The organism is Butyrivibrio fibrisolvens, assembly GCF_037113525.1.
Taxonomy (GTDB): Bacteria; Bacillota; Clostridia; order Lachnospirales; family Lachnospiraceae; genus Butyrivibrio; species Butyrivibrio fibrisolvens.
This window is the reverse complement of the sequence record NZ_CP146963.1, coordinates 47,073-72,967: the sequence shown is the minus strand read 5'-3', so window position 1 is coordinate 72,967 and position 25,895 is coordinate 47,073. Positions and strand designations below refer to the sequence as shown.

Below are 25,895 nucleotides of genomic sequence, written 5' to 3'. Positions count from 1 at the left end.
CCTTTACCCCTATCCTTTAGAAATTATTATGCTCTAAGAACTCATCAATCTTCTTCCAATACTTCTTGGAATCTACCCATACACCTTCGATATGCTTAGCTCCAAGTGTCATGCAGAACTCTTTCTTGCAGGCAGCTGCATCGAAAAGTTCGCGGCACATTGAAGGCTTAACAAACTTATCTGCATCTCCGTGAAGGAAGAGAGTCGGAGTCGTGGAGTTCTTAACTGCTTCTATAGGCTTAATCTTATAGAAGTCGTATCCGGCACGAATCTTAACTTCAAGACGAAGAAGAGGTAGTGCAAGCCATTTAGGTATGATCGCAACCTTGGGATCAAGAGTTTCATATACATCCAGGAACTCTTCCTTAACCGTTGTATATGAGCTGTCTGAAATAGCACACTTAACATTTTCCGGAAGAGATTCGCCTGTTACCATAAGGGTTGTAGCTGCTCCCATAGATGTTCCGTGAAGAAGGATCCTCGCCTGCGGGTCTCTTTTGATGATCCAGTATATCCATTCGATAATGTCATAGCGGTCATCGTTACCATAGCCGACATAGTCGCCTTCACTCTGGCCAAAACCTCGAAGATCTGGAAGGAGCATGTTCCAGCCTTTTTTCTCATATTCCTGAGCATAAATGCCCATTCCTTCTGAGCTATCCCAGATACCATGGATCAAAACCACGTAATGATGCTCATTCTCTTTGCCCGGAATGAAACTTGCGTGTAGTCTTAAAGAATCTATAGAATTGATATATATGTCTCTGCGCTCTGCATGATTTCTGACCCACTTACGGCCTCTTGTCACGAGCTCAGATGAATCAGGAGTTGAATCGGCACGCTGTCTTGGCTTTATAGCAAAATCGTAAAGTTTATTACCAGCAAATGCTCCCCCGAATAACACTCCCGAAAGTACACTTAGAAGTACAAATCCTGACTTTTTACTCATAAACGTCACCTTCCTGTCTACTAATCTATATTCATCAGTATATCTCATTTACTGTCAAATTGCATCCCGGGCCCTGACAAGAATAGCTGAAATATTGTCGTTTTCCCCGTCTTTTTTGAGCCATTCGATATGATCTTTTAAGGCTGCTTCTATTTGATCTTCAGTATCCTGCTCAGAGCGTGTCATGATCTTTTCAAAATCGCTCTGGGAAGTCTTTCGCCAGAAGCCGTCGCAGCACAGTACAAATGTCTCATCTGTGTCTATAGTTCCTCTGGTAAAAAAAGGATCGACCTTGCTTACAGCACCTACGCACTGAAGGAGTACGCTCTTCATGGGGCTGTTCAGGGCCTCTTTTTCCGAAATACGGCCTTCATCGAGCTGCTTCTGAACATATGAATGGTCATGTGTAATGCATGACACCTTGCTGTCTGAATATCTGTAGATCCTTGAATCTCCTATGTTCATGGCAAGATACTCATTGCCAAGAATGATCAGCATGCAGACTGTAGTACCGACATTCGTATGCTTCTGGATGCCGTAATCATGGAGTCTGTCATTCATCTCCGTAGATATGTATGTCCAGTTGCCTTTAATAAGCTCGATCGGATCATAGGTGTTATCGCACGTTGCATCGAGCTTTCTGGTGTCATCTTCGTTGGACAAAATGCCCGGAAGTTCATTATAAAACCAGTCTTCCATCCTCCTTACGTATGAAGCGCTGGCTATCTCTCCATAAGAAAGGCCGCCGCATCCATCGCACACAAGGCCAAAAGCAATACGGCCAAATTCCTTAGACATAGCCACCTTGAGCATCATGGCGTCCTGATTTATTTCTTTTACTGTCCCTTTGTCTGTTGCAAGTCCTGCTTGATAATACATATAGTCTTTGTGCTCTTTCCTTTGTTGCTGAATTTACTGTTTGTTGTTTGAAATATATACCTCATCCTTTTCAACTACGAATGATGAATTGCCTTGCGGCGCTTTAGGCGCGCATTCTTCAAGAAGAGCTGTTTCTTCTTCGCCCATAAATCCTATTGGAGTAGTTTCGTTTACTTCGTTATATGTTGCAGATACTCCGATGGGAACTGTGTGTCTTAACGGCACAGTCTGCCTGTCATTGAGGTTCTGCGTGATGTTGTTATCCATGATGTCAGCATTCTCTCCGTTCCTTATTGGAGCCATACTAACAGCATCTTCTGTTTCTCTTTTGGCTATCTTTTCTATTCTGGCAACTTCTTTTTTGACACCAAGTCCTGTAAGAACTATTATTTCGTGCCTTATGTTCATCTTGAACCAGATAAATATTGATATGACAAAAAACAGTGCCGCAATTGCCAAAAGGACGATCGCTGTCTTGTTGTAAATAAGCGATGTTTTATTGATCTTCGCTACATTTGAATTCGCAGATAATGCGAATATATAAATATTTCTAATACTCACTGTGCCTCCTTATAGGCTCCATCAACAGCCTTATAGGCAAGCTCAAGGTTCTGATACAGATTGTCCTTGAGCGGTTTGATCCTCTCTTCATCTTCGGGTGTCGTGATAATATCTGTATCAAGTCTTGTTTTGATATTATCAAGCTGGGCTACTATTTCTTCATAGGTGACCCCGGCCTTTTGGAACTCCTCGGAATGCTTGCTTATCTGGCTTACCATCTCTTTGTATACCATAAGGGCGGTTGTAGTATTATCTTCAAGCGATATGTCACCCTGGGTTATCTCTACAAGGTCGTTCCAGTACTGTGAATAGCTTATTACTTCATCCCCTGTCTTACTTGTTTTACCAAGTCTTGAATAGTAGGATGCTATCATGCCAAGCCTTTGAGCCCTTGTGACTTTGACTTCGTCAAGGGTCTTGGACTTTGCTGCTATATCAAGCCATTTGGTAGACATAGGCTTATTGCCTTCGACGTCATAGCAGTAGAAGTAAGCAAGACCAAGCCTGTATGCAAACTCATCATATGCCTTTTCGTCTGTTGCAAGCATCTGTTCATAAGTTCTTTTGTTATCATACTGAGTTATAAGGAGCTGCCTTAACTGCTCATCCTCTTCAGGCGTGAAATTATCATCAAGAAGATATACCTGATTGAGAAGCTCAAGATATGCAGTACCGTTCATGGGGGCAAGAGCTATCGCTTCCTCATAATTATCGATCTGGCCTGTAACATTTGGATGGCTTCTGGCTTCTTCTATATAGGATACATAACTGTCTTTTTGCAATTTATTGGATGATAGTAGCAAAAAAGCTGCTGCCCCTGCGCAGGAAAGTGTTATCGCAGTTGTTATGCCAAACATGGCAACTCGAAGTCCGGCTCTTTTCCTATAATCCTTATCAAGCTCGCTATAATGCTCAAGATCGTACATGACCTGAGCGCTTGACTGGTATCTGTCAGCAGGGTTTAGCTGAGTACATTTCAAAATGATCTGCTCAAGGCCGGCTGAAAGAGTCGGATTCCACTGTCTTATGGGGTACATCTCATAAGGAGGTTCGCCAGGATTATGGCCTGTCACCAGATGATAAAGAGTCGCTCCAAGATTGTAAATATCTGTCCTTTCATCTGTCTGGCCTCTTCCTCCAAACTGTTCGGGAGCGGCGTAGCCTCTTGTACCAAGACATGTGGTGTCTTCTATTCTGTCTTTTTTATATGTTCTGGCGGTTCCAAAATCGATAAGAGTGATGGTTCCGTCAGGTTTAAGCATTATATTTGCGGGTTTTAAGTCCCTGTATATGATTGGGGACTTTCTCGTATGAAGATACGAAAGAACGTCACACAGCTCCTTGGCCCATCCTATAACCTTGTCCTGTGGCTGAGCGCCGTATTCTTCTATGGCTCTTAAGAGAGTATTTCCTTCGATATAGTCCATTACGATAAGAAAACATTCATCTGTATCGATAACGTCTACAATACTGGGGAGATTAGGGTGAGAGAGCTGCTTGAGCATATCGGTTTCCATGACAAGGCTCTGCTTGACTACCTCGTAATTACTAACGCCGTTCTTCCTGACCTCTTTGATAGCCCAGGGTTTATTGGCTCTTTCATTAATCGCAAGATAGACAGTGCTCATTCCGCCCTGCCCGATAATACTCAGTATCTTATATTTGCCGTCAACTAAAGATCCGATCTGTAACATAAAAAATCCTTGCAATACATAAAAAACAATTTCCCAAAAATCAAACATTGGGTTATGTAATTATGTCATTCTTGAATAGAAATTTCAAGAACTGCCCTAATACAACAAAATCCCGGTCGTGGTGACCAGGATCCTGTTAAAATTTAGCTAAAAACATCTGACTCGAGCAATCTCCCCATGATTGCCCATCCCCTCTTTTTTCATACCTGAGAGTGCTTCTTGATGAAAGCTGCCGATATTATAATGTCATTACTAAAAGGTCAAAGCTCAACACCGACAGCTTCTTAAATATACATTTTTTTATTATTTTTCGTTACGATTTCCGACGAACGGTAAGATTTATACGACGAAATGCATTTTTGGATGACGAAATGCAAAAATCAGGGGGTAATGCCTCTGGCATCACCCCCCTCAAAAGGTACTATAAATCTTTAAACTCGTCCTGATGATCCAGGATATTAGTGCTAGCATCTATATACTCGTAAGCATCATCTCCAAATGCCTCTTGCTGATTAACTATATATTCTCCCTAGATACTTTTTCTTTTTACTCTTCTATAAGCTCATCTATATCTTCTTGTGAAGAAAAAGATATTCCCTGCTCTTCACAAGCTTTCATAAAATCAGTGTATTCGCCTTCATCTGTTACTTCTTCAAAATTATAGTAAGGAACATGGTATTCTTCACCGTCTATTGTATAGATGTAAATTGTTAAGAGTTCTTCTGGTTCGTCATTTACATTTGGAAAATAATCCTTTAGGGCTTCTCCACTTACCATTTCTAACTGATAGACATAGTGAAAGATAATATCCGAATCCAAAAATGCCTCGTCCCTGATCTCTATAAGATCACTTGCACTTCCGCCACCATAAATGTCCCCATTATCTCCAATGGAAACATATGACCTGGAGCTACTCTCAGTAACAAAGCGCAAATATAAGTGCCCCTCATAAAAGCTGATAACATATATAGATTCGATGGGCTCATAATTTAATTCTTCTGTAACGCTAATTACCAGCTCCTTGCTCCCATCATCTCCACAGTCTATATAGCGGGTTTCCAATGTATCAGAATCATCCGGATCATACCATCTGGATAACGAATACTTTTCTCCATAAATATATGAAAAATAAGTATCATATGCCTTTATTCCATATTCGCACCTTACCGTCGTTTCATTATTTATAAAAGCTTCATATGCTTCATCTGCATCTTCATATTCATTATCCGGTAAATCTGCGCTGCCAAGGTTGCTGAATATGCCGTTTCCATTCTGTTTAAAGAGCTTGAATTCTTCGATTGAATCATCAAAGCTTTTTTCACATTCTTCCAGATATGGAATCATATCTTCGGGCTTTTCTCCTTCAGATAAGGTGACCTGATCAGATGCCATCTCCATGATCTGATCGTAAACATCTTCAGAAGGGCCATCATACTCGCTACTGCCTGCATCCCTTTGCCATTCAAATAGTGAGTATCCCTTTATGGAAGAACCCGTTGATAATATTGCGCTTATCTTTTGTGTGTAAGACTCGTCATCTGTCTTGCCACTGTACCGGTTCCCGGATTCATCTTTATATGAATTTAGGAGCACAAAACCATTCTTTGAAATGTAATCGCAATCCGAATTAAAGCTACAAGCTATCGAATTGCTTATTACGCCCTTGTCACTATCATAAGTAAATACTATTAGCTTTTCTTCATCATCTTCTTGGGTCAGCAAAACAAGTTCAGCTATTCCGTCTCCGCTGAGATCACAGCAGGTGTATTTATAGTCTCCTGTTATGTAATCAGAAAAATAATAATCATCGGATTTTGTAGCTATTTCTCCATTTACAAAGCTTATATAATACGGATATGGCGACTCTGGTACATATTCAGCCATTGGAGAGTCCCACATGGTGTCTTCATTATCATTTTGATCACTGCTGCTAGATTCAGAATCGGCTTTGCTATTTTTTTCATCAGAACTATTTGATGAATTCGAATTATCATTCTCTTCCTGACTTACATTATCAGTATTATTCTCATCTGTATCGTCACTCAATTCAATAACCGAAGAAGTACACCCGGATATAACCATCGCAGTTGCCATAACTCCTGCTACAGATTTAATAATATTCTTTTTCACTTTTACTCTTCCTTTTCCTGTAAAATCACTAGAAATCTGCTCCCCAATGGCACTTTTCCGATGTTATTTTTCCATCAAGATAAAAATTTCTTGTTAGTCCTCCTTCTTCAGGATCACGTACGCTTACAGAAACATGATCTTCATTCCATTCGATAGCTACTCTATTATCCATATGCCTTTTTACAAGCTGGTCAGTCGACATTGCATCAAGATATTCTCTGGATATTTCGCCGTTTGGTCCATATAAAATGCATATGCAGTGATATTCATAATCTTTTAAATATCCTATCTGATAAAACGTTACGTAATAACCATCGTCTAATGGATTATATACAGTTTTCACTTCTCTTCTTCCTAATTTTAGGAAAAGAATTAATGCGATAGCCAAAACCATTCCAACAATAATGGCTATGTTTTTTAGCTTCTTTTTCATCTTGTTCCACCTCCAAATTAAGCGATTACCAGTCCACGTCCCATAGGCAAGGCGTCGAGGTGATTCGTCCATCCAAATAAAAATCTCTTATAGTTCCTTTGGTTGCATGATCTGCATATCTTACAGAAACATAATCATCATGCCATTCGATATATAAATTTTGGTCTTCTCTCATATATCTTGGCTTAAGACGATCTGTTGAAAATGCTTCAAAATACGCTCTTGATATTTCTCCATCGGGTCCATACAGAATACTTACACAATGATAATGTGTAGTATACATATACCCAATCTGATATACCTTGATATAGTAATTATTATCCGAAGGATTATGAACTGTTGCTATTTTCTTTCTTCCAAATAATAAAAAAGCACCACACAATATAATGAATATTATGAAAACACCTATTTTAATCCGTTTTTTATTCATTCTTCATCATCCTTATTGATACTATATAAATGCATTACCCCCTCAAATGTCTTCAAATTCTACCATCTCTGGATCGTTCAGCGCATCTTCTATAGGAATTGTAATTTCCTCAAACTCACCGCTATCTGTTGGATAAGAAATATTGATTTCTTTGTTTTCTGAATCATAGAATACGTTAACCTGGTTATAGTCCGCGTTAACTTTTGCAGATTGGATAGAATCATTATTTTTTCTGAATATAAAGACTCCTCCTCTTCCGCCTGCCATATATATCATGTTTACTATTAGTTCATCATGGCCGTCACTATCTATATCTTCTACGAAGTAATCAGTAATATAATCTTCTTCAATACATTCAACATCTTCATCTTTACAGCTATAAACTTCAAGAAGATAATAATCTCCACTCTGAATAGTTATTACAAAGCTGCTACTTCCCAGGAGGTTTTCATATTCTTCAACTTTACCTTCTTCGAAATTAACCGGATAGTCACAGTCTTCCTGTTTTATAGTGCATAATTCTTCTCCGGATTCACAGAGGTTAACTGAGCAGTACTCATTATCTCCATGTACTACATAAGCGTAGTTGTTAGTTTGGCTGATGATTGTTCCGTCTATAACAACTTCTTCTGTTGAATCATCTGTTTTAGCATCTTTATCATCTTTTGAAACTTCTTCTACAGAATCATCTGTTGCTGCATCATCCTTGTCTTCAGAAATCTCTTCTGCGGATTCTTCTATTGTTGCTTCATCTTCTGAATCAAGTTCAAGCTGGGCGCTATTGCAACCTGATAAGAATGTTGTTGCTACCATTGCTGTTACTATAAATTTACTAAAGTCCTTTTTCACTTTTTATTTTCCTTTCTTATCTCATTACTTAAGACTTACTTCATCCCAAGTATCATTTGGAACCAGTGCTATATATGTTTTTCCTGTATTGATCTGAATCTCTTGAGTATATGATTCATCTGAATAGTAATGGACTATATCTGTATCAAAATCTCTATCCCAGTAAATAGGAATGCACTGGCCTTTCGTAATATAGTAACCACAATTCTTTTCAGAACGCTGGAAATAATACCTAAGGTATCCATTATCATCCATTTTATAAATTTGAGTACTCTGAAGAATTACATTATCAAAAGCAAGTGGCGCACTATCTTCAGCTTCCTGATAAAGTTTTCCGTATTCATAATATTCGTACTTCTCAGTCTGTCCGTTATATCTTAATGTTGATTTGTTATGATAAAAAGGAAGAACCAATTCTACAACATCCGATACTTCTGCAGCCTGAGTCTTAAGATCTACTACTGTGCCATAATCCGTAAATTTGAATTTTTTGTCGTAATCAGAATAGGTCTCGCTATATGTTGGAGAAATAATAGAATTGGCGAATGCATTGTCCAAGTCCCCCTTCAAAATAAACTTGTCATAAAGATTATCTCTTATACTAAGGTCTCTGCTAAAAACTCCTGTAAAATGATCTGCATATATTTCCTGCTCGAAATATTCATCATTAAACCAGGGGCCACCATCATGACACAGAACAGCATTAAACTCGGCTGCAAGTACTATATTTGTAGGCTGAGCACTTCGGATATTTCCAATTTTCTGAATATCTCCCCAGTCTTTGTATATGCACATAAGACGTGTTAATCGATCTATCCTTGTAGTATTAATTAGTTCATATACGATATCTGCCTGAGTTGTTCCATAGTGAGGAAAAGATTCTTCCTCATTATCTATCATTACTGCAATAGGACGCTGATCTTTAATTTTTTCATCTATAGGCTCACCAGTGAGTTCACTGATGTACATTCCTTCAGGTATCTCGATTTTTGTATTATTACTGCTCTTATTTTCATTGTAAGAAGTTGATGTATCTGTAGCTGCTGTTTTCACATCTTCCACTTCTGACGAAGCTTCTGTCGATAGCTGTTTATTGGGATCATCCTTACCACATGCAACTATCATTGCCGTACAAAGGCCTATAATAATACCTTTTGAAATATTATTCATACCATTCCTCCAAATTGGATCATTACCAATCCACATCCCACATACAAGTCTCTAAGGAAATCCGTCCATCAATATAGAATTTTCTTGTTGTTCCATAGCATCCACGATCCGTTGAACTCACGGAAACACAATCATCATGCCATTCGATTTCTATACTTTGACCTTCTCTCATATATCTTGGCTCACCCTGATCAGTCGAAAACGCTTCAAAATACTCTCTTGATATTTCTCCATCGGGTCCATATAAAATGCTTACACAATGATAATGTGTAGTATACATATACCCTATCTGATATACCTTAATATAGTAATTATCATCTGAAGGATTATGAACTGTTGCTATTTCCCTTCTTCCAAATAATAAAAAAGCTCCACACAATATAATGAATATTATGAAAATCCCTATGCTAATCCGCCTTTTGCTCATCCTTAATCGTCCTTATAGAATATAATCCTTATCGCTTTTGATAATACTAATCCAGCTAATCAGATCAAAATCCAGCTCCCCAATGTCGATCTTCCAAAGTAATTCTTCCATCAATATAGAAATTTCTTGTTAGTCCTCCGCTCTCTGGATCTCTTACACTAACAGAAACATAATCGTCTTCCCATTCGATAATAACGCTATAATCCATGTGTCTTTTGGGAAGGCAATCCGTAGACATTGCATTAAAATATTCTCTTGATATTTCTCCGTTGGGGCCATACAAAATAGCTACGCATCGAAATTCATGGCCTTTGAAAAAACCATTTTGATATACTTTGACATAATAATCAGGATCTACTGGATAATATTCTTTCGCAACTTCTCTTCTTCCGTATTTGAGGAAAAAGAAAAGTACAATGCATAGTAATATTCCTGAAACTATAAATAGGATTTTTAATTCTTTCTTTTTCATCACACACCCCTCTAATTCAGTAACTATGCGCACATTAACTTAAAAGTTATACGGATTAGTCCTTATTGGCGTTATATAAAAGCTCTTCATCCTCAAATGAGTCTTCACTGAAATATACATTTATGCCAGTTTCAGTCTTTTCAAAAACATAGTACCAATAGTCTGCAGTTCCGTCTTCGCGGGCAGAATGAGCATATTCAACATATGCCATGTCACCTTCAACTTTGACGCATTCGCTTGTATTGAACATATAGCGATAGTTTGATGTATTACCGCCTAAATAATCTGCAATAACCAATCTATCATCTATATTCTTGATCTCAACGACGCCTTCTTTTCCGACCTGGCTTCCGTTGTCATAAGTGTAAGTTCCGATAAGATCTTCGAAAAACTCTTTTGCTACCGCCTCTGTCTGATCTGCTGATTCTACTTCGTCTTCAGAAGCGCTTTCAGTATCTGTATCTTTAAGGTCAAGTTCTATAGGATCGCCTTCTGCTCCATATCCTGATCTGTAATGAGTAAGTCCTTTGCCTTTAGTCCACTCAAATGATTCGTAAAATCCGCTTTCAGTCTGGCTATTGTACATAGAGCATGTGCATACATCTCCATCGTTTTCAATTGATACTACTTCGCCATTCTTGTCTATTTCAGAATCCAGCGCAGAACAGATTTCTATTCCTGAATCTTCGAATTCTTCCTTGGATGGTACTGATTCACTATCTTTGATCATGTAGATCCTATCAGCTGTAACATAAATTGTTCCGAGATAAAATCTGTCTGTGGTCTCATAATAATATCTTCCAGGACAGTCGTCGTAATCGATATTCAGAGAATATACATTACCACCATCATAGCTTTCCAAAAGTTCAACTTTTACAGAAACTTCTGTAATATCTTCATATAAGAACTCATCTACAGCATATACATATTCATCCTGTACATCCGCATAGAAATACTCATTTGAAGCTTCTGTTGATGAATCCTCTTTGGAATCATCATCGTCTGATTTTTCTTCTGATGATTCTTCACTCTCGTTTGCAGACTCCTCGTCGATCTCATTTTCAGAATCAGCAAAATCGGATTCTTCTACTGCAACTTCGTCTTTTGAATCAAGTTCAAGCTGCGCGCTATTACAGCCAGAAATAAGTGTTGTTGCTGCCATAGCTGCTGCTAATAATTTACAAAAATTCCTTTTCACTTTTCCTCTTCCTTTCAATAAAAAACTATTATTATCCTCTCTACTTAGCGGATAAACTCTGTGATAAATCCAAGGATGCGTAGTTGATTGCTTTAAGCATTTTGGATTTTACCTAAAAGCTTCATTATTGTACGTCTTTTATCAATTTAGGGGTTGTTTATCTGACCAAATGCATGATTTATGCGATGAAATGCATTTTTCGTATCCACTTTTCTTGACTGCTACAGAAACGCCGTAAACAAGCGCATTCTGGGGACGTGTCTACTTTTGAAAAAGAAAAGGCATGAAAAATTTTCTGTGTGCCTACTTTTGAAAAAGAAAACTGTTCAAAAATGTGGCGTATGTCCACTTTTAAAAAAGAAAACAATTAAAAAACATTTTTCGTGTCCACTTTTCTTGACTGCTACACATTATTGCACTTTGCCCTTAAAAAATGTATCATAATGATGTAATCAAGTCTTAAAAAATGTACACATAGTATACATTTAGACCTTAAAAAATGTATACAAGCTCCAAAATCAGGTCTTAAAAAATGTAATATTCACCTCGGAGGTCGCATAAATGCAACGTTTTGCAATGAAAAAACTAGAAGCATGGAAAAACGATGATAATCGTAAACCTTTAGTAATAATGGGAGCTCGTCAGGTAGGAAAAACCTGGCTCATGAAAGAATTCGGAAGATTATATTATAAAAAAGTTGCCTATATCTCTTTTTATAACAATGAGGCAATGAAGCATGTGTTTGAACAGGATTATGATATAAATCGAATCGTTTCAGCTATTACTATCGAAGTTGGCTTTACTATTTCATCAGAGGATACTCTAATTATATTTGATGAAATCCAAAATGCCCCTAAAGCATTTGAATCTCTCAAATACTTCTACGAGGATGCGCCTGAATACCACATTATGGTTGCCGGATCTTTATTAGGTGTAGCGCTACATGAAGGAATTTCATATCCTGTAGGCAAAGTAACGACTCTCAACCTATATCCTCTCAATTTCCGCGAATTCTTACATGCTGTAGGTGAAAAGGGATTGGCTGATGCGTTAGAGACAAAAGACTATGATTTAATAGATAGCTTTTCAGAAAAATACATCTATCATCTAAAAAATTATTTTTATGTAGGTGGAATGCCTGAAGTTGTTAGTAAATTCATAAATAATAATGATTATATAGCTGCTCGAGAACTACAAAAAGAAATTGTTCTTCAATATAAAGGAGATTTTGGCAAGCATATCTCTCCCAACGAACTTCCAAGAATAAATATGGTATGGGATTCTATCCCTATGCAGTTAGCAAAAGAAAATAAGAAATTCTTTTTTGGACAAATCAAAAAAGGCGCCCGTAGTGCAGAATTTGAAAAAGCAATCCAATGGTTAGTTGATAGCGGCTTAGTATATCGCGTTCATAAAGTAAACGAACCACACATCCCGCTCTCAGCCTATAAAGAATTATCTTTCTTCAAGCTATTCTTCGTTGACATAGGATTACTTGGTGCAATGAGCGAATTGGATTTACATTCTGTAATTGAAGGAAACAGGTTATTTGTGGAGTTTAAAGGTGCTCTTACAGAACAATATGTTCTCCAGCAGATTATGAGTGATACAACCTATACTCCATATTACTACGGAACAGCAGCTGCAACTTTTGAGCAGGATTTCCTCATTCAAAAAGGAATGGATGCCGTACCAATAGAAGTGAAAGCCGAAACCAACATTCATTCTAAGAGTCTGAAGGCTTTTTATGATAAGTTCCATCCGAGTATTTCCATCCGCTTATCTCTTCTAAACTACAAGGAACAAGATTGGCTGGTTAACATTCCTTTATACGCTGTTAGCAATATGTGACCAAAAATGTTTAAGGGGGTGATGCTTGGCACCACCCCTTATATTTATAAATCATTAAACTCATCCTTATGATCAAGAATATAACTTATAGCATTATCCGCTGTCATATCGCTGACATTTTCGCTTAGCCACTTGGTCACTTCCGCTTTAGGTTCAGTATAGCCCTCGCTCCATTGATTCACATAACCCTCACACAATACAGCAACAGAATCATCTCCATCTGACAAGATAACGATCATATCTGCAACTCCATCGTCATCCACATCCCAAAATTCAACCTCTACCACATCGCTGTACTGCTCTATGTTTATATCTTCAGAATCTCTAAATCGTGGATGAGCAACACAGGTAACAACATTATCCACAATGATCTCGATATCCGGTCCCTTGTCTGAATCGACAACCGCACAAGTGATCGTACCAGTATTCTGGTATATCGTACCATCTATTACCTTTACAGCATTCTCTTCCCACAATTCACGATTGGAAAAAAATCTGTATGGATTATCAGAATCTCCCGTTGCCTCTATTGTGAGACGCCTGTTATTGGTTTGGAATCCAACATGGAAAATGATCTGAAGCACATCTCCATTTCTTACACCCGCCTCACACCTTACATCGTTTCTGCTGAATCATAATCTAACAGCTCTTCTATAGACTTGGTTGAAGATGTCTTTTGGGAATCGTCTTCGGCGTTATCTTCGGAAGTGTCTTGTGTGGAAGCGTCTGTTTTATCAGATTCGTCGTCTTTTGATGAGTCTTCTGCAGAATCATCGGAAGATGCGTCTTCATTGTCTTCGGATATTTCTTCGGTAGATTCTTCTGTGGGTGTATCATCATCTGAGTTGAGATTTAATTGTGCGCTGTTGCAACCAGATAGAAATGTTGTTGCTACCATAGCTATAGCTACAAATTTACAAACGTTATTTTTCACGTTTTATTTTCCTTTCTATGAATATAGAATTTTTCATACATTTCTTTCTTCTAAAAAAACACAAAGTCGGAACAACGCAACTTTGTGCTTTTTTCATCATGATACTATTCAGAAGATATATACTTTACTTCTTTACCGGATATTGTATTACTATTATCAGTAGCCGTTCCAACAACAATAACATGATCTCCGTCTTTTAAATTTGAATCACCTTGGAAGTACATACGAATTCTTGTTTTGCCATCAACCAGATAGTAATATTGGTTACCATCTTGTGTTTTAGATAACTCGATATCCCCTTCCATTTCAAACAAAACCTGCTCATAGATCATTCGAGCTCTTTCTATAGATTCAGTTACTGATAAATAATCACTTTTATCTAGCTCTAAAGAAATATTAGTTCCCATCCAAGATCTTGATTTTGTATCAATAAGATAATGCGTTCCGTATTCTTCTGGAAGAATAATTCCAAATTCATCAGGTTGAATCATTCCGTACACATAAATAACACTTCCTATTTCAATATCCTTAGGGTAATCATGAGCACATATGGTCAATTCATCTTCACTTAAATCGTCAACTATCTTAATTTCTGTAAAAGTACTATATCCTTTATCTATTGATTCTACTTTTCCTTTTACATGAACCATAGCATAATCTAACAATACATTATAGTATTGTTCATAAGTGTCTAACTCCACCTCATATATTTCGTTTTTACCAATTTCGATTTTAATTGTTTCATCTTTCATACAAAAGAATCTGTATAAAAAAGCTGATGCAAGTAATACAATTACTATTCCCAATAGTATTATTTGCTTTTTCATCAACCTTCCTCCGTATTTACATTTTGATCACTACAAGCATTTTCTTGTTCATCCCAATAATCAAAAAAGCTTGTGCTACTTCCCTCTGGGTCTAGACTGTTACGATACTCCTCATTTGTCAATAAATCATTAATAAAAGTATCCTCATTAAAATCAACTTTATTATCAGGATACATGGAATTATATTCTTCTATCCTCTGTTTAACTTTTTCTACATCATAATTATAAGAGGTTATGTATGCATTTCCATCCTGATCTACAATCAACGATCCTGCACAATTAATTTTATTCAAATACTTAGATGCGTTATTATCATATTGAATAGTATCAACAACTCCATTTGTATGCTCAGCTTGAAGTTTCTCTTTTTGAATATCAGCATAAAGCGTAAGCAATGTAAATCCCGTGCTCAAAAACGGTATTCTACCAGCAGCATTAATAGCATCTACTCCTTCTTGAAAAATCTCTTTTGAGACAAAGTCGATCACTTTGTTCGTAGCTATTCTATCAACATCTATCCTTAAACCTTCTGCTGCATTATTTGATGCTTGAGTAAATGAATCTCCCAAGCAAAAATCAAATTTGTAAATAGTAAATTCTTTATTGTAACTAAGAGCATCTGTTTCAATATTTGGTGTAACCTTATTCTTGTGGTATGTCTTTACACTGATCTTATACTGATCCCCTACCTCATTTATAGATATTTTTAGAGTGTCTCCATCATCATGCACACCCAAACCAGCTGCATTACTAAAAGATCCTCCTTTAAATGTACTATCTGTAGCATAAGTAACTGCATAAAGCAAATTATAATTATCCATTTTATGATTTGCTTTTTCAATTCTTTTTTTGGCATCTTCTGTTGATTCTCCATCTCTAAGAGTTACATCAAACTCAGAAAGAGACAATCCAAAGTTTTTACAATAAACTTTGGTAAACATTTCAAATGTTTCAGAACGTGTATATTTGTAATAACCACTTCCACCACCAGTTGTAGAATAATCTGTATATACCTTCTCGCATTTAAAACCTGCTTGTATAAACTGTTCCTTTTGAGAATTATCATTTGAATTTTTATCCATTTCATCGAACAGTTCACAAAGTGCTAAATATTCTGAGATAGTTATATCCAATGGCTCTTTGTTCATGTAAGCGCAAATATCATCCATCTTCAAAGAACCATCTTTATTCTTTAACTGACTCACATGATACTCACATAGCTCTGCAACAATATTGTTATATATTATTTCAGCATCCGATGTACTATGAGCATTTGCTCCATACAATTGACTTAACAGTTCCGGATGATTATCAATTAAGTACGTCATCTCTTCATCTGAGAATCCATACTGCGTCTGGAGAGATTCATAATTCGGAGTTTTCTGGTTTCCATTATTAGTTGTCTTGGTTCCTGTGTTTTGCTTGTTTTGGGTGTTTTTAATTTGGGCTATAGAGTTTCCATTCGAAGCATTAGATGTTTTATAATCCATATTTTTTGCTTTAAAAGAAGATGCATTATTTTTCAAAAGTTGATACATGCTTTTCCCAAAGATAGATTTTCCATTTAAAGAACCTGTTTTCAATCTATCACAACGCTCTAAAATGATACCAATTTGTGTAGCCGACAATCCCATTTCCATTAGAACTGCCTTTCGCTTATCTTCTGGAAGATTAATTAGTGCAATATCAAAATCCTTTTCGGAAAGAGAGGCAACATCAATAGCTCTTTTTCCAAAGAGCATTTTAAGAATATTGTCCAACTGCGCTTCAGTGAATTTGCCACCAATTTCCACGCCTTGATAGTCTTCAAGGAAATTGATAACATCTCCATCCTTCATATGAATCTGATCACCAAGTTCAAGGCATGAAGGATCAAATGGTTCAGGCACTGTTATTGGTGTTGCACCTAGTAGCTCATTTGAAAATGTATTATCCATATCCTGAGTCTTCTGCTCATAACGACTAACTGCGCTATTGTAAACACCTGTTCGATCTGCAACATTCTGTGTCTGAGTTTTAATAGGATCTGTGTATGATGAGTAATCGAATCTTGCTACATCTGTTTCAAGCTCTGCAAGGATACTTTCAGCACTTTCAACCTTACTCTTTACGTTTAATGCTCTCTGTCCAGCTTCAAGCATAGAATCAATAAGAGAAGAACAGCTGTCATCATCACATAAAAGATCTCCATTGCATACGCCCTGGTCTGACTCTGAAGGCATGGATCCACTTCTGAATATCTGCGGAAATCTGTTGCAGAAATTCTTTGATTCATATGCTGTCTTTTGAGCTTTCTGTATAGCTTCATTACATATATCAAGTTCTTTCCATGTCTCTGCCATCTCCTTGCTAAGAAGGTCATGAAGCTGGTCCCTTGCCATATCTGCATCTTCGCCTTCCCAGACCTCTTCTGTCATGGATGAAAGATCAGCTTTTCCGCTATTGATTACCTGTTCTGTTGTAGCCATTGCTTCATCATGCTGCTGCTTCACCTCTTCAAGAAGATCGAGGTTCCATTTTATTCTACTCATATACTCTCCCTAATATTAACTCTTTCCAATATATATAAAGATCACCTTATATATTGATCGCTATATTCCATTGTAATAAATAAGCAGAGAAGGAATCCCGCTCTGCTCATGTAATAATTCTTATTAATCTATGATTCATTTTTGTTTATACGCCTGCAACTTCGCCTGCTGCTTCTGCGGCTACACCTGCTGCCACAGCCTCTCCACCAGCAGCTGCTTCTACTGATGCTGATACAGATTCATAGGCTTCTGCACTAGCAGTGACAGCTTCCATTGCATCACCTACTATCACATTAGATGTAGACAATTCTTCCGCCCTTACTACGCCTTCGCTTTCAAATGGAATTCCAATTCCTATTTCAGGCATTGCAGCTTCTGATTTATATTCTCTGACTATTTCATCTGGTGTTCTCATATATTCTTCTGCTACTTCTCTGACAGATTCTGCTGCGTCAGAAACTACTGCTGCCGCTGTCGCACCTGCAACCGCTCCTGCTGTTGCCGCTGTCATAGCACCAGTCATACCTGTTCTGATCTTACCTTTTCTTCCTGCTCCAAGTGCCTCTTCCTGTGCAGATTCTGCGCCTTCGTCATCTAAAAGCAGTCTGTTATTTCCGGTAAGTTTATATACTATGTTAAAGCCAGTCATTCTTCCTATAGCATCATATGTTTCTAACTTGATATGGGTGGCTGCTGTTTCAAGACTTAATTTTGACTTTCCTTCCATATCATCAACCATCTTCATCGATGTTTCATAATATTTATCGATCATATGGGTCTGGTCGTCACTATAAACTCCCAGTTTGTCAGCTATATGGAATACCTGCGGCACTAACATGAATATTCTGTTTTTCATGACCATCTCTCCTTGTTAGTATTACGAGCCAAATCCACTTAATACTATGCCTCTTGTGCTTGTCTAGCTAATTCTTCATGATATATTCTATCTTCAGCATCATACTCATCGTATTTTGCTTTTACTCTTTGTTCTGCTGCGGATATTTCTGAAATACAACCAGAAATTTTTCCAGATACTTCGTTATGAACCTCATCTATAGAACCAAACAGTTCTCCTTCAGTATCTGATGTATATGACGTGGGCACCTTTCCTTTTGCACTATCAAGATTACTGTTCATGCTTGAATCTTCTGATGCGGCCTCCCCCATGTATCCATTAGCCTTAATTAGGCGACCTATATCTCTTAAGCACATGTCTTTTTCTGCACACCTGCAAGCCATTACTGTGTCCCTCCTAAACAGGTAATAAATTAATTAACTGTCTGCGCCTTATCAGCGCAGACAGTCATAAAATAAACATATTTATGCTTATTTACCCTGAGCAGCACGTGAACCTGCTTCGTCAACAGCTGTGAATTCAAGACCTGTTTTGCTGATAGCCTGCATTAAGCTCTGAGCATATCCAACTAAAGTCTTAATATCGTTTGTGAACTCTGAACCAGTTGCGCTGAGCTGTGTTGAAGAGTTACCTGCGATTGCATCGTTTGCAAGAGACTCGATTGCCTGCCAACCTTTTTCAGATACTTCTGAAATGCTCTCTGCTACCTTTCCTGTAGCTGTAGCTGTCTCATCTACTCCTATTGTATCAATTGCTATTGCACTTGTAGTTAATGCCATGTTAGTTTTCCTCCATTTTCTCTTATTCTTGTTATCTGTTAATTAAAGGAATCTTTCAAATAATGCTTTGCAGCTATCCTTAACGCTAATATATGAATCTACGAGATCTTTTCCCCATTTGATGTATGACTCTGTTGATTCATTTACCTGATCCATACCAGTAAGAAGCTTCTCACCTACTTCATGAACCTGAGCTCCAAGCTCATCTCCGAATACTTCGTTACAGTTATCTCTGTAAGGAAGATATGCATCTTTTGCCTCCTGAAGTAAGTCCATTACAGCCTGGAGATTTGTGATTCCCTCCTGTGCAATCTCTGGATCGATACCTACACGATTTGCCATTTGTTTTTCCTCCATTTTCTTAAACTTTTTGTTGTTATATGGTTACAGTCCGATAAATCTGCATTCTTCTTATCGTTCTGATACCTTCGTTTATTATTCTTGCTATCTACATGCTTTATTTCGGAACTATCAGATGGCTTAAGCCGTAAAAAAGGCCGCAAGAATAATCCAAAACTCTTGCAGCCAAACCATCTATCATATACAAAGTCCATCTTTGGACTCGGAGTCATTACTAAATAATAATCTCCAGTAGACTTACAGCTTTGCGTCCTACCGTCACCGGAAGTTTGCCAACCTCATTATGTCGTAGATAATGTTTATGAATAAAGATATCATTAACACTATCCTGAATTGTAATTGTACATAGCAGATCGCTTTTTGAAAGTACACAAAAGCTGTATTTATTATATCTATTTATATTAATTTGCAGTTCGTCATCCGACGAACGGTAAGATTTATACGACGAAATGCATTTTTGGATGACGAAATGCAAAAATTAGGGGGTAATGTCTCTGACATCATCCCCTAAAAAGGTACTAATAATTGCTATTATTTCATACTGATTCCCTTAAAAATCAGCTTCGATCTGTGCAGCTTCTTCCCAGAAATCATGCATGTCCCTTGGATCTGTTGTTCCTTTGTGTAATGCAGAATCAATATTGATCATCGCTTTATCAAATTTTGAATAATCAACATCAGCAAACGAGAATCCACCATGTAAAATATCATATTCCATGGTTCCTTCATCGAACACATCTGTCATTACTCGAAAATTGTATCTGTTTTCTTTACAATGACCTGTTCTTCTATACCTATTTATCTTTCTTTGTATATTCAGCATATTCTTTAAAAGAACTGACTACATGTTCCTTTCCATCGATTGATTCATAAGCCATTACACTTACTCCATCAAAGTTCCATTCTTCACCATCTTCCAGTAATAGTCCTGCTACATAATCAAGATCTGATTGATAAGGCATAGTTATAATAGTCCAAGATTTTGCATTATAAGGGTAATCCTTAAGATCCGGAAATCTTGAATACAACTCGCTGTTATTATCTGGCAGAGAATCTCCACAAAATGTTATTCTTGTATATAAACTATTGGACTCAATATAAACATAATCACGCAAGTTTTTTTCATTATTCTTTATGAACTGAGTATTATAAAAAATCTCATATTCATCATCAGTATACCCAGAAGTCATATTTTCCTCAGAATATGCAAGCGTTTTATACTCCGAATAATCTGTTATCCAACTTTCGCCGGCATTAACGTTATAGATAAGAATATTTTTTTCATTATCAGTACCATCTTTTAAATAATATTTAGTATTGTCCTTTATCATCCAGGCAATATAAGGTTGCTTCTCATATTCGAACATCCAGCTGCTATATATATTGTAATTATTACACTGTTCTTCACCAATGAGTTCAAGCACATCTATCGTTTTTACAAGGCTTCCATCCTCTGCGTCATATACTAAAGTATCAAAAAAGCTAAACTTATCCTTAACACGCCAGTTATATTTATAATCAGCCGTAGTATCATAAAAGAGTCCAAAATCCTCATAATTATATAGATATGCTGTCAGACCTCTTGCATTATTAACCATATAAAAACCATCTACAACTCCAGCACCCGGTATTGTAGTTTCAGTTTCATAGATATAACATTCATCTGTACCATTTGAATAATACATTTTCATATAATCGGCTGAAAGATTATAATCTTCAGAATCGGCAACATCTTCAGTCATGATGATATTTTCTTTAGATAAATCTATATCAAAAGTGTATATATTAATGTGAAAGCGAATCATATAATATAAAAATATACTGGATAAAGCAAATACAATAATGAAGCATATAATCAATAATATACTTAAAACTTTCTTCCTCATAAAGCCTCCTAACCAAGATAAGGGGCAAGGCACCTTTTTGCTGGGCAATCAATCCAGTCTCCCCAAAAAATTCCCGTGCCTGACGCATAGCGATTTGTACAGGCACGGGAATTTCCAACTTATATCCGTTTTTAGTTCTCCTGATAAGTTATCTCAGATGCTGCAGCCTCGGTCTTTTCACGCCACTCCTTTTCTTCCTCGTCTGTCATGACGCGGAAATTATAGCCATTTTCTTTGCAATATTGCTCAACATAAGAATTGGCTGGGGCTACAATGGTTCCTTTTATCCCTTCTGAAAGACAATTCAAATCTAGGTTTTCGATTTCTCCATCTCCAAAATAAAAGATATCTGCATCAGATACCTGTGTACGAAGTATTGATATTGTATCCGGAATATAAACATTTCTTGGAATTATTTCATCCTTCGGAATATAATCATCAAAACATTTTATCCCTATAGGTATAACAATTTCTTGATTGTAGTCTCCATTATAGAATAGTAATACTCCATCTCCTACCACATAATATTTTTCATTCTTGTGTAAGTCATATATATTTGAATTTTCAAAATCACGTTTTTTCGCCTTTTTTAAAGTACTAGGAAACTTTATATCTTCCAATGAAGCACATCGTCTAAAACACCCATTAAGTTCTATAACTCCTTCGGGAATAATTACTTCTTCTAAATTATCGCAATCAAATACCTGTATACTTAGTACGGTTGTTCCTTTTTCAAACTCTATCCTTTTTAGATTTACACACTCTTCAATACCTATAAGCACTTCTGGATCAAAATCTGAAGGTATATATAGAGATGTTATATTTTCATTTTCTCTAAATATACTAAAATTCACATGATTCACTGTAAATGGCCCAATTTGAGACGGAATTACCATTGATTCATCACCTCGATAATCTTCCAGGTGAACTGTTTTAAAATCAAAAGGAATTAGTATTCTATAATCACCTACCCATAACCAGTTTACATCAATGCTTATTGCTAATATTATAATTGCAATAAGCATCGCAAAAAATTTAAAGATTCGTTTTTGGGGTTGTTTTCCATAATGTTTCCATACTATTTTTCTCATTTTATTAACCATCGACATAATTTTGAATTTGATTTTGTATAGCATCTTCACCACCTCCTAACTCGTTATTAATTTTATTTTCACACATTATATATAAAGATTCAGGAATATCTTTTAATGAGTCGTAAGTATCATAACCAGAATCGCATCCAAATATAAATGTATTAAATGCCCTAGTAATTTCCTCTTCAGAAAAATCCTCACCAGAAAAAACTGTTGTATTAAATAAATGATCTAACCAAAACAATTTCTGATTAGTATAGACATAATGTGCCATAGACCCAACATCTTCTGCTAATTTATTTCCAACAGTATCGCCTACTAAAGCTTTAATACCATTCTTATTCCATTTTTGCATCAGCCTGATCTTATTCAAATCATCGATTTTACAATAATATCCCCCTATTCCAGCACCCGAATAAACATTTCCAGTGTAAAAGTTTGCAACGCCAGCCATATCTTTGTATTTTTTTATATCACCATCTATGTCCTCGTATTTGCTAATCAAATCAGACATTGCAGAATATAATGATACTCCTGTCTTTACTTTTTTTCCAAGGTCGACTATATCAGTTACCTCGTCCGCAAGTGCTGTACCATCATATTCTGCAACAGCCTTTACCACCTTTAGAAAAGCTGCTGCGGATTCTGAATATATTCCAACAATACTGATTGCCGTATCAAGTGATATATCTTTTGCTATTTCATTTTTTTTGCCTCTAAGATTTTTTATATTATCTTCTGTAAGATGACCTATTGCTTCAAGTCCACTGCTAGATGATAAATCTAATTCTTTTTCTTCAGTGGCTTCACTTAGCTCATACCCTTCAAAATCAATATAATTACCTCCATTATAACTTCCATTATTGCTCAAATCATAAACTGGATTTTTATTAATATTCTTAATATATAGTTTTAATTCTCCATCTGTATTATCAACCCTTACTTTTACTCCTACTACTTCAGATCCACTCTTCTGATCTTCGTTAGCTGCATATCCTTTTAATGAAAAAGCAATCAATTCATTTTCTTTTGCTAAATTAATACCTTTTAGCAACTCCTCATCTGAATTGCATAACTTATCCAGAAGTTCATCATCAAAAATGTCAAGCTCTTTTAATTTTTCTTTATCAAAATTCCAAGGATCTGTAGCCCAAGCTACTGTCAAGAAGGCGTCCGTAAATAAAGAACATCCACGAGCATATTTTTCTGGATATCCATTCTCGCTTATATTTTTATACTCACTAATATCATCCGTGTCTTGATAAGGGGTCACTATCTGACTTAAGAAATTATTATAGTAAGTTTCATAGTCTCCTCCTTTATCTTTGGAAGATGATAATAGATAACATCCATATTGTGCAAGAAGCATTGATCCTACATCACTTATCCTTGTAGGATCAACACTGAATACATCCATATATTTAGAGTCAGACCTCAATAAATTGTCGATAAGTTCCATGTCGCCTGATGTAATCGTATTATTGTACATCGCAACAATCTTATCTTCGCTCATTATAGAACGAGCATAGTCAAAACAACCAGGATTTTCTTTTTCACATTTATGCATGTATTCATTAGTTCGCACTATAGATGTATGGTGCATCATTTCAAACATTTCCCCATTTATATCCTCAAATCCCAAATACACTCCAGCTCTATCAACCCATATCTTTGGCAATGCAAATCCTGGAACATAGCCATTATAATCATAACGCTGGAGAGCCTCTAAATCTTTAATATACTTTTTAGAGATTCCGTTAGTCATGTAGCCATACATTTCTTCTAAATAATTGCAATTAAACACCGTTTCATCTATAGAGTCCTTAGGTGTAACCATATAAAGAAGAATATTATTTATTCTCTCTTCACTTTTTGCACATTCATCATCGGAAAAAGAGTGTTCTATCTTTTCAAAATCAACTTCTGCTATTCTAGATAATGCTCTTCTAGTAGTGTCAGATGCGGTTTCCCAACTAAAATCATCATCCTCATAACACTTAGACAGATCATCTCCATACGTTTCAAACAATCTATCTATTTCTGCATCCACTTTTTCATCACCTGTCTTATACTCGGCATAAGGATCAGCTGTAGATGTTGTATTATTTCCTGTTGATGTCGTGCCTGAACTGGATGGATTATTTCCTGATTTATTATCTTTAGGCTTTTGTTTAGGTTTTTGATTATCTTTTGATGTTGCTCCACCTGCAGCACTAGCTGCATCATATTTTTCAGAATTAGTATTTGCAATACCAAAATCTCTTTGACCTGGTTTTTTTAATCCAGCCAGACCTAAAGCTTTTGCAAGTCCTGCCTTATCTGTAACACTATGGTATTTATCTCTATTTTTACCTGCTATTCTATCAATAAGAGTTCTTGCAAAGGCTGAACCTGCACCTGGGCCTTTCTGACCTTTGCATGATTCAAGTATAGACTCTATCTGGTCGCTAGAGTATCCCATTTCAAGGAGTACTGCTTTTTTCTGTTCTTCAGGAAGATTAATAAAAGCAATACCAAAGTCCTCTTCTGATAATCCGGATACATCTATATCTTTCTTATCAAAGAGCATTGCCAGTATATTTTCAAGCTGTGCATCACTCAGTTTTCCACCAAGTTCTACAGCATTATATTCTTCAAGGAAGTTGATGATATCTCCATCCTTCATATGAACATCATCACCAAGTTCAAGACATGAAGGATCAAATGGTTCAGGTACTGCCACTGGAGTTGCAGCTATAAGCTCATTTGAAAAAGTATTATCCATTTCCTGAGTTTTCTGTTCGTATCTACTAACAGAACTATTATAAACACCTGTGCGATCAGCAACGTTTTGTGTCTGTGTTTTGATTGGATCTGTATATGATGAGTAATCGAATCTTGCTACATCTGTTTCAAGCTCTGCGAGGATACTTTCAGCACTTTCAACCTTACTCTTTACGTTTAATGCTCTCTGACCTGCTTCTGACATAGAGTCTTTAAGAGAAGAACAGCTATCATTATCACATAAAAGATCTCCACTGCATGCGCCCTGGTCTGACTCTGAAGGCATGGATCCACTTCTGAATATCTGCGGGAATCTGTTGCAGAAATTCTTTGATTCATATGCTGTCTTTTGAGCTTTCTGTATAGCTTCATTACATGCATCGAGTTCCTTCCATGTCTCTACCATCTCCTTATTAAGAAGATCATGAAGCTGGTCTCTTGCCATGTCGCCGTCTTCACCTTCCCAGACGTCTTCTGTCATAGATGAAAGGTCAGATTTTCCGTTATTGATAACCTGTTCTGTTGCGGTCATTGCTTCGTCATGCTGTTTCTTTACCTCTTCAAGTAAGTCGAGGTTCCATTTGATTCTACCCATAAGATTTACTCCAATACTTTATAAATTATTTAAAGATTTTCTGATTTTTATATGATGATCAATCAGAAAGGTATAAAAGCCCGAAATTATCTTACTCTTATTTGCATTTTGTCACCTTACTATCCGATGAAATGCATTTTTTATACGACGAAATACATCTAATGATTTTTTTACATCAACAACAGATTCATGTCACTTTCAAATCATTTCTTTTCTGGCAACAAAAA

At 36.6% G+C, this 25,895-nt stretch carries 25 protein-coding genes and 1 riboswitch; of the genes, 1 reads left to right on the top strand and 24 read right to left on the bottom strand.

What is annotated here, in order from left to right; translation table 11 throughout:
* Positions 1 to 16: 16 nt before the first annotated feature.
* The 12 genes from WAA20_RS00260 to WAA20_RS00205 form a co-directional block, all read right to left on the bottom strand.
* Positions 17 to 949, bottom strand: a complete 933-nt coding sequence (locus tag WAA20_RS00260) for an alpha/beta hydrolase (protein ID WP_073388316.1) — start codon at positions 947 to 949, stop codon at positions 17 to 19.
* Positions 950 to 1,003: 54 nt separating this feature from the next.
* Complete coding sequence (locus WAA20_RS00255) at positions 1,004 to 1,828, bottom strand: PP2C family serine/threonine-protein phosphatase (protein WP_073388318.1); 825 nt, start codon at positions 1,826 to 1,828, stop codon at positions 1,004 to 1,006.
* A gap of 33 nt (positions 1,829 to 1,861) precedes the next feature.
* Positions 1,862 to 2,389, bottom strand: coding sequence for a hypothetical protein (locus WAA20_RS00250; RefSeq protein ID WP_073388319.1), 528 nt, complete (start codon positions 2,387 to 2,389; stop codon positions 1,862 to 1,864).
* On the bottom strand, positions 2,386 to 4,083 hold the full coding sequence (locus tag WAA20_RS00245; protein ID WP_073388320.1) for a serine/threonine-protein kinase: 1,698 nt from the start codon (positions 4,081 to 4,083) through the stop codon (positions 2,386 to 2,388). The genes WAA20_RS00250 and WAA20_RS00245 overlap by 4 nt, the downstream gene beginning before the upstream one ends.
* A 546-nt stretch (positions 4,084 to 4,629) precedes the next feature.
* Positions 4,630 to 6,213 (bottom strand): hypothetical protein, encoded by a 1,584-nt coding sequence (locus tag WAA20_RS00240; RefSeq protein WP_073388321.1) that lies wholly within the window; start codon positions 6,211 to 6,213, stop codon positions 4,630 to 4,632.
* A 28-nt stretch (positions 6,214 to 6,241) separates the two neighbouring features.
* Positions 6,242 to 6,646, bottom strand: a complete 405-nt coding sequence (locus WAA20_RS00235; protein ID WP_073388322.1) for a hypothetical protein — start codon at positions 6,644 to 6,646, stop codon at positions 6,242 to 6,244.
* A gap of 25 nt (positions 6,647 to 6,671) precedes the next feature.
* Entirely contained in the window at positions 6,672 to 7,076 is a 405-nt protein-coding gene (locus WAA20_RS00230) for a hypothetical protein (protein ID WP_073388323.1), read from the bottom strand.
* A 42-nt stretch (positions 7,077 to 7,118) separates the two neighbouring features.
* Positions 7,119 to 7,925, bottom strand: coding sequence for a hypothetical protein (locus tag WAA20_RS00225; protein WP_073388324.1), 807 nt, complete (start codon positions 7,923 to 7,925; stop codon positions 7,119 to 7,121).
* 24 nt (positions 7,926 to 7,949) lie between these two features.
* Positions 7,950 to 9,095 (bottom strand): DUF3048 domain-containing protein, encoded by a 1,146-nt coding sequence (locus tag WAA20_RS00220; RefSeq protein ID WP_073388325.1) that lies wholly within the window; start codon positions 9,093 to 9,095, stop codon positions 7,950 to 7,952.
* 22 nt (positions 9,096 to 9,117) lie between these two features.
* Positions 9,118 to 9,522 carry a hypothetical protein gene (locus WAA20_RS00215; protein ID WP_073388326.1) on the bottom strand — a complete coding sequence of 135 codons (405 nt, stop codon included), beginning with the start codon at positions 9,520 to 9,522 and terminating at the stop codon, positions 9,118 to 9,120.
* Positions 9,523 to 9,586: 64 nt separating this feature from the next.
* The gene (locus WAA20_RS00210) at positions 9,587 to 9,994 is read right to left on the bottom strand and encodes a hypothetical protein (protein WP_073388328.1); all 408 of its coding nucleotides are present in this window, start codon (positions 9,992 to 9,994) and stop codon (positions 9,587 to 9,589) included.
* Between the two features lie 55 nt (positions 9,995 to 10,049).
* On the bottom strand, positions 10,050 to 11,192 hold the full coding sequence (locus tag WAA20_RS00205; protein WP_073388329.1) for a hypothetical protein: 1,143 nt from the start codon (positions 11,190 to 11,192) through the stop codon (positions 10,050 to 10,052).
* A gap of 561 nt (positions 11,193 to 11,753) precedes the next feature.
* Between WAA20_RS00205 and WAA20_RS00200 the strand changes: the two genes are divergently transcribed.
* Entirely contained in the window at positions 11,754 to 13,043 is a 1,290-nt protein-coding gene (locus WAA20_RS00200) for an AAA family ATPase (RefSeq protein ID WP_073388331.1), read from the top strand.
* 44 nt (positions 13,044 to 13,087) lie between these two features.
* Here the strand turns inward: WAA20_RS00200 and WAA20_RS00195 are convergent, their stop codons facing one another.
* From WAA20_RS00195 to WAA20_RS00140, 12 genes are all read right to left on the bottom strand, one after another.
* Positions 13,088 to 13,627: a hypothetical protein gene (locus tag WAA20_RS00195; protein ID WP_073388333.1), complete on the bottom strand. Its 540-nt coding sequence runs from the start codon at positions 13,625 to 13,627 to the stop codon at positions 13,088 to 13,090.
* A gap of 29 nt (positions 13,628 to 13,656) precedes the next feature.
* Entirely contained in the window at positions 13,657 to 13,977 is a 321-nt protein-coding gene (locus WAA20_RS00190; RefSeq protein ID WP_073388334.1) for a hypothetical protein, read from the bottom strand.
* Between the two features lie 104 nt (positions 13,978 to 14,081).
* Positions 14,082 to 14,804, bottom strand: coding sequence for a hypothetical protein (locus WAA20_RS00185; protein WP_073388336.1), 723 nt, complete (start codon positions 14,802 to 14,804; stop codon positions 14,082 to 14,084).
* Positions 14,804 to 17,335, bottom strand: a complete 2,532-nt coding sequence (locus WAA20_RS00180) for a hypothetical protein (protein ID WP_073388337.1) — start codon at positions 17,333 to 17,335, stop codon at positions 14,804 to 14,806. Before WAA20_RS00180 ends, WAA20_RS00185 begins: the two co-directional genes overlap by 1 nt.
* A gap of 145 nt (positions 17,336 to 17,480) precedes the next feature.
* Positions 17,481 to 18,191, bottom strand: a complete 711-nt coding sequence (locus tag WAA20_RS00175; RefSeq protein WP_073388339.1) for a hypothetical protein — start codon at positions 18,189 to 18,191, stop codon at positions 17,481 to 17,483.
* Positions 18,192 to 18,235: 44 nt separating this feature from the next.
* A complete protein-coding gene (locus WAA20_RS00170; protein ID WP_073388340.1) occupies positions 18,236 to 18,574 on the bottom strand; it encodes a hypothetical protein in 339 nt (112 codons plus the stop codon).
* An 87-nt stretch (positions 18,575 to 18,661) separates the two neighbouring features.
* Complete coding sequence (locus tag WAA20_RS00165; protein ID WP_073388342.1) at positions 18,662 to 18,970, bottom strand: hypothetical protein; 309 nt, start codon at positions 18,968 to 18,970, stop codon at positions 18,662 to 18,664.
* Positions 18,971 to 19,012: 42 nt separating this feature from the next.
* A complete protein-coding gene (locus WAA20_RS00160; RefSeq protein WP_073388343.1) occupies positions 19,013 to 19,312 on the bottom strand; it encodes a hypothetical protein in 300 nt (99 codons plus the stop codon).
* Positions 19,313 to 19,487: 175 nt separating this feature from the next.
* Positions 19,488 to 19,614: riboswitch (cyclic di-GMP riboswitch) on the bottom strand.
* Positions 19,615 to 19,880: 266 nt separating this feature from the next.
* Positions 19,881 to 20,075: a hypothetical protein gene (locus tag WAA20_RS00155; protein WP_073388345.1), complete on the bottom strand. Its 195-nt coding sequence runs from the start codon at positions 20,073 to 20,075 to the stop codon at positions 19,881 to 19,883.
* A gap of 49 nt (positions 20,076 to 20,124) precedes the next feature.
* Positions 20,125 to 21,216 (bottom strand): hypothetical protein, encoded by a 1,092-nt coding sequence (locus WAA20_RS00150; protein WP_073388346.1) that lies wholly within the window; start codon positions 21,214 to 21,216, stop codon positions 20,125 to 20,127.
* 131 nt (positions 21,217 to 21,347) lie between these two features.
* A complete protein-coding gene (locus WAA20_RS00145; RefSeq protein WP_073388348.1) occupies positions 21,348 to 22,352 on the bottom strand; it encodes a leucine-rich repeat protein in 1,005 nt (334 codons plus the stop codon).
* The gene (locus WAA20_RS00140; protein WP_338801966.1) at positions 22,312 to 25,668 is read right to left on the bottom strand and encodes a hypothetical protein; all 3,357 of its coding nucleotides are present in this window, start codon (positions 25,666 to 25,668) and stop codon (positions 22,312 to 22,314) included. Before WAA20_RS00140 ends, WAA20_RS00145 begins: the two co-directional genes overlap by 41 nt.
* Positions 25,669 to 25,895: the final 227 nt, after the last annotated feature.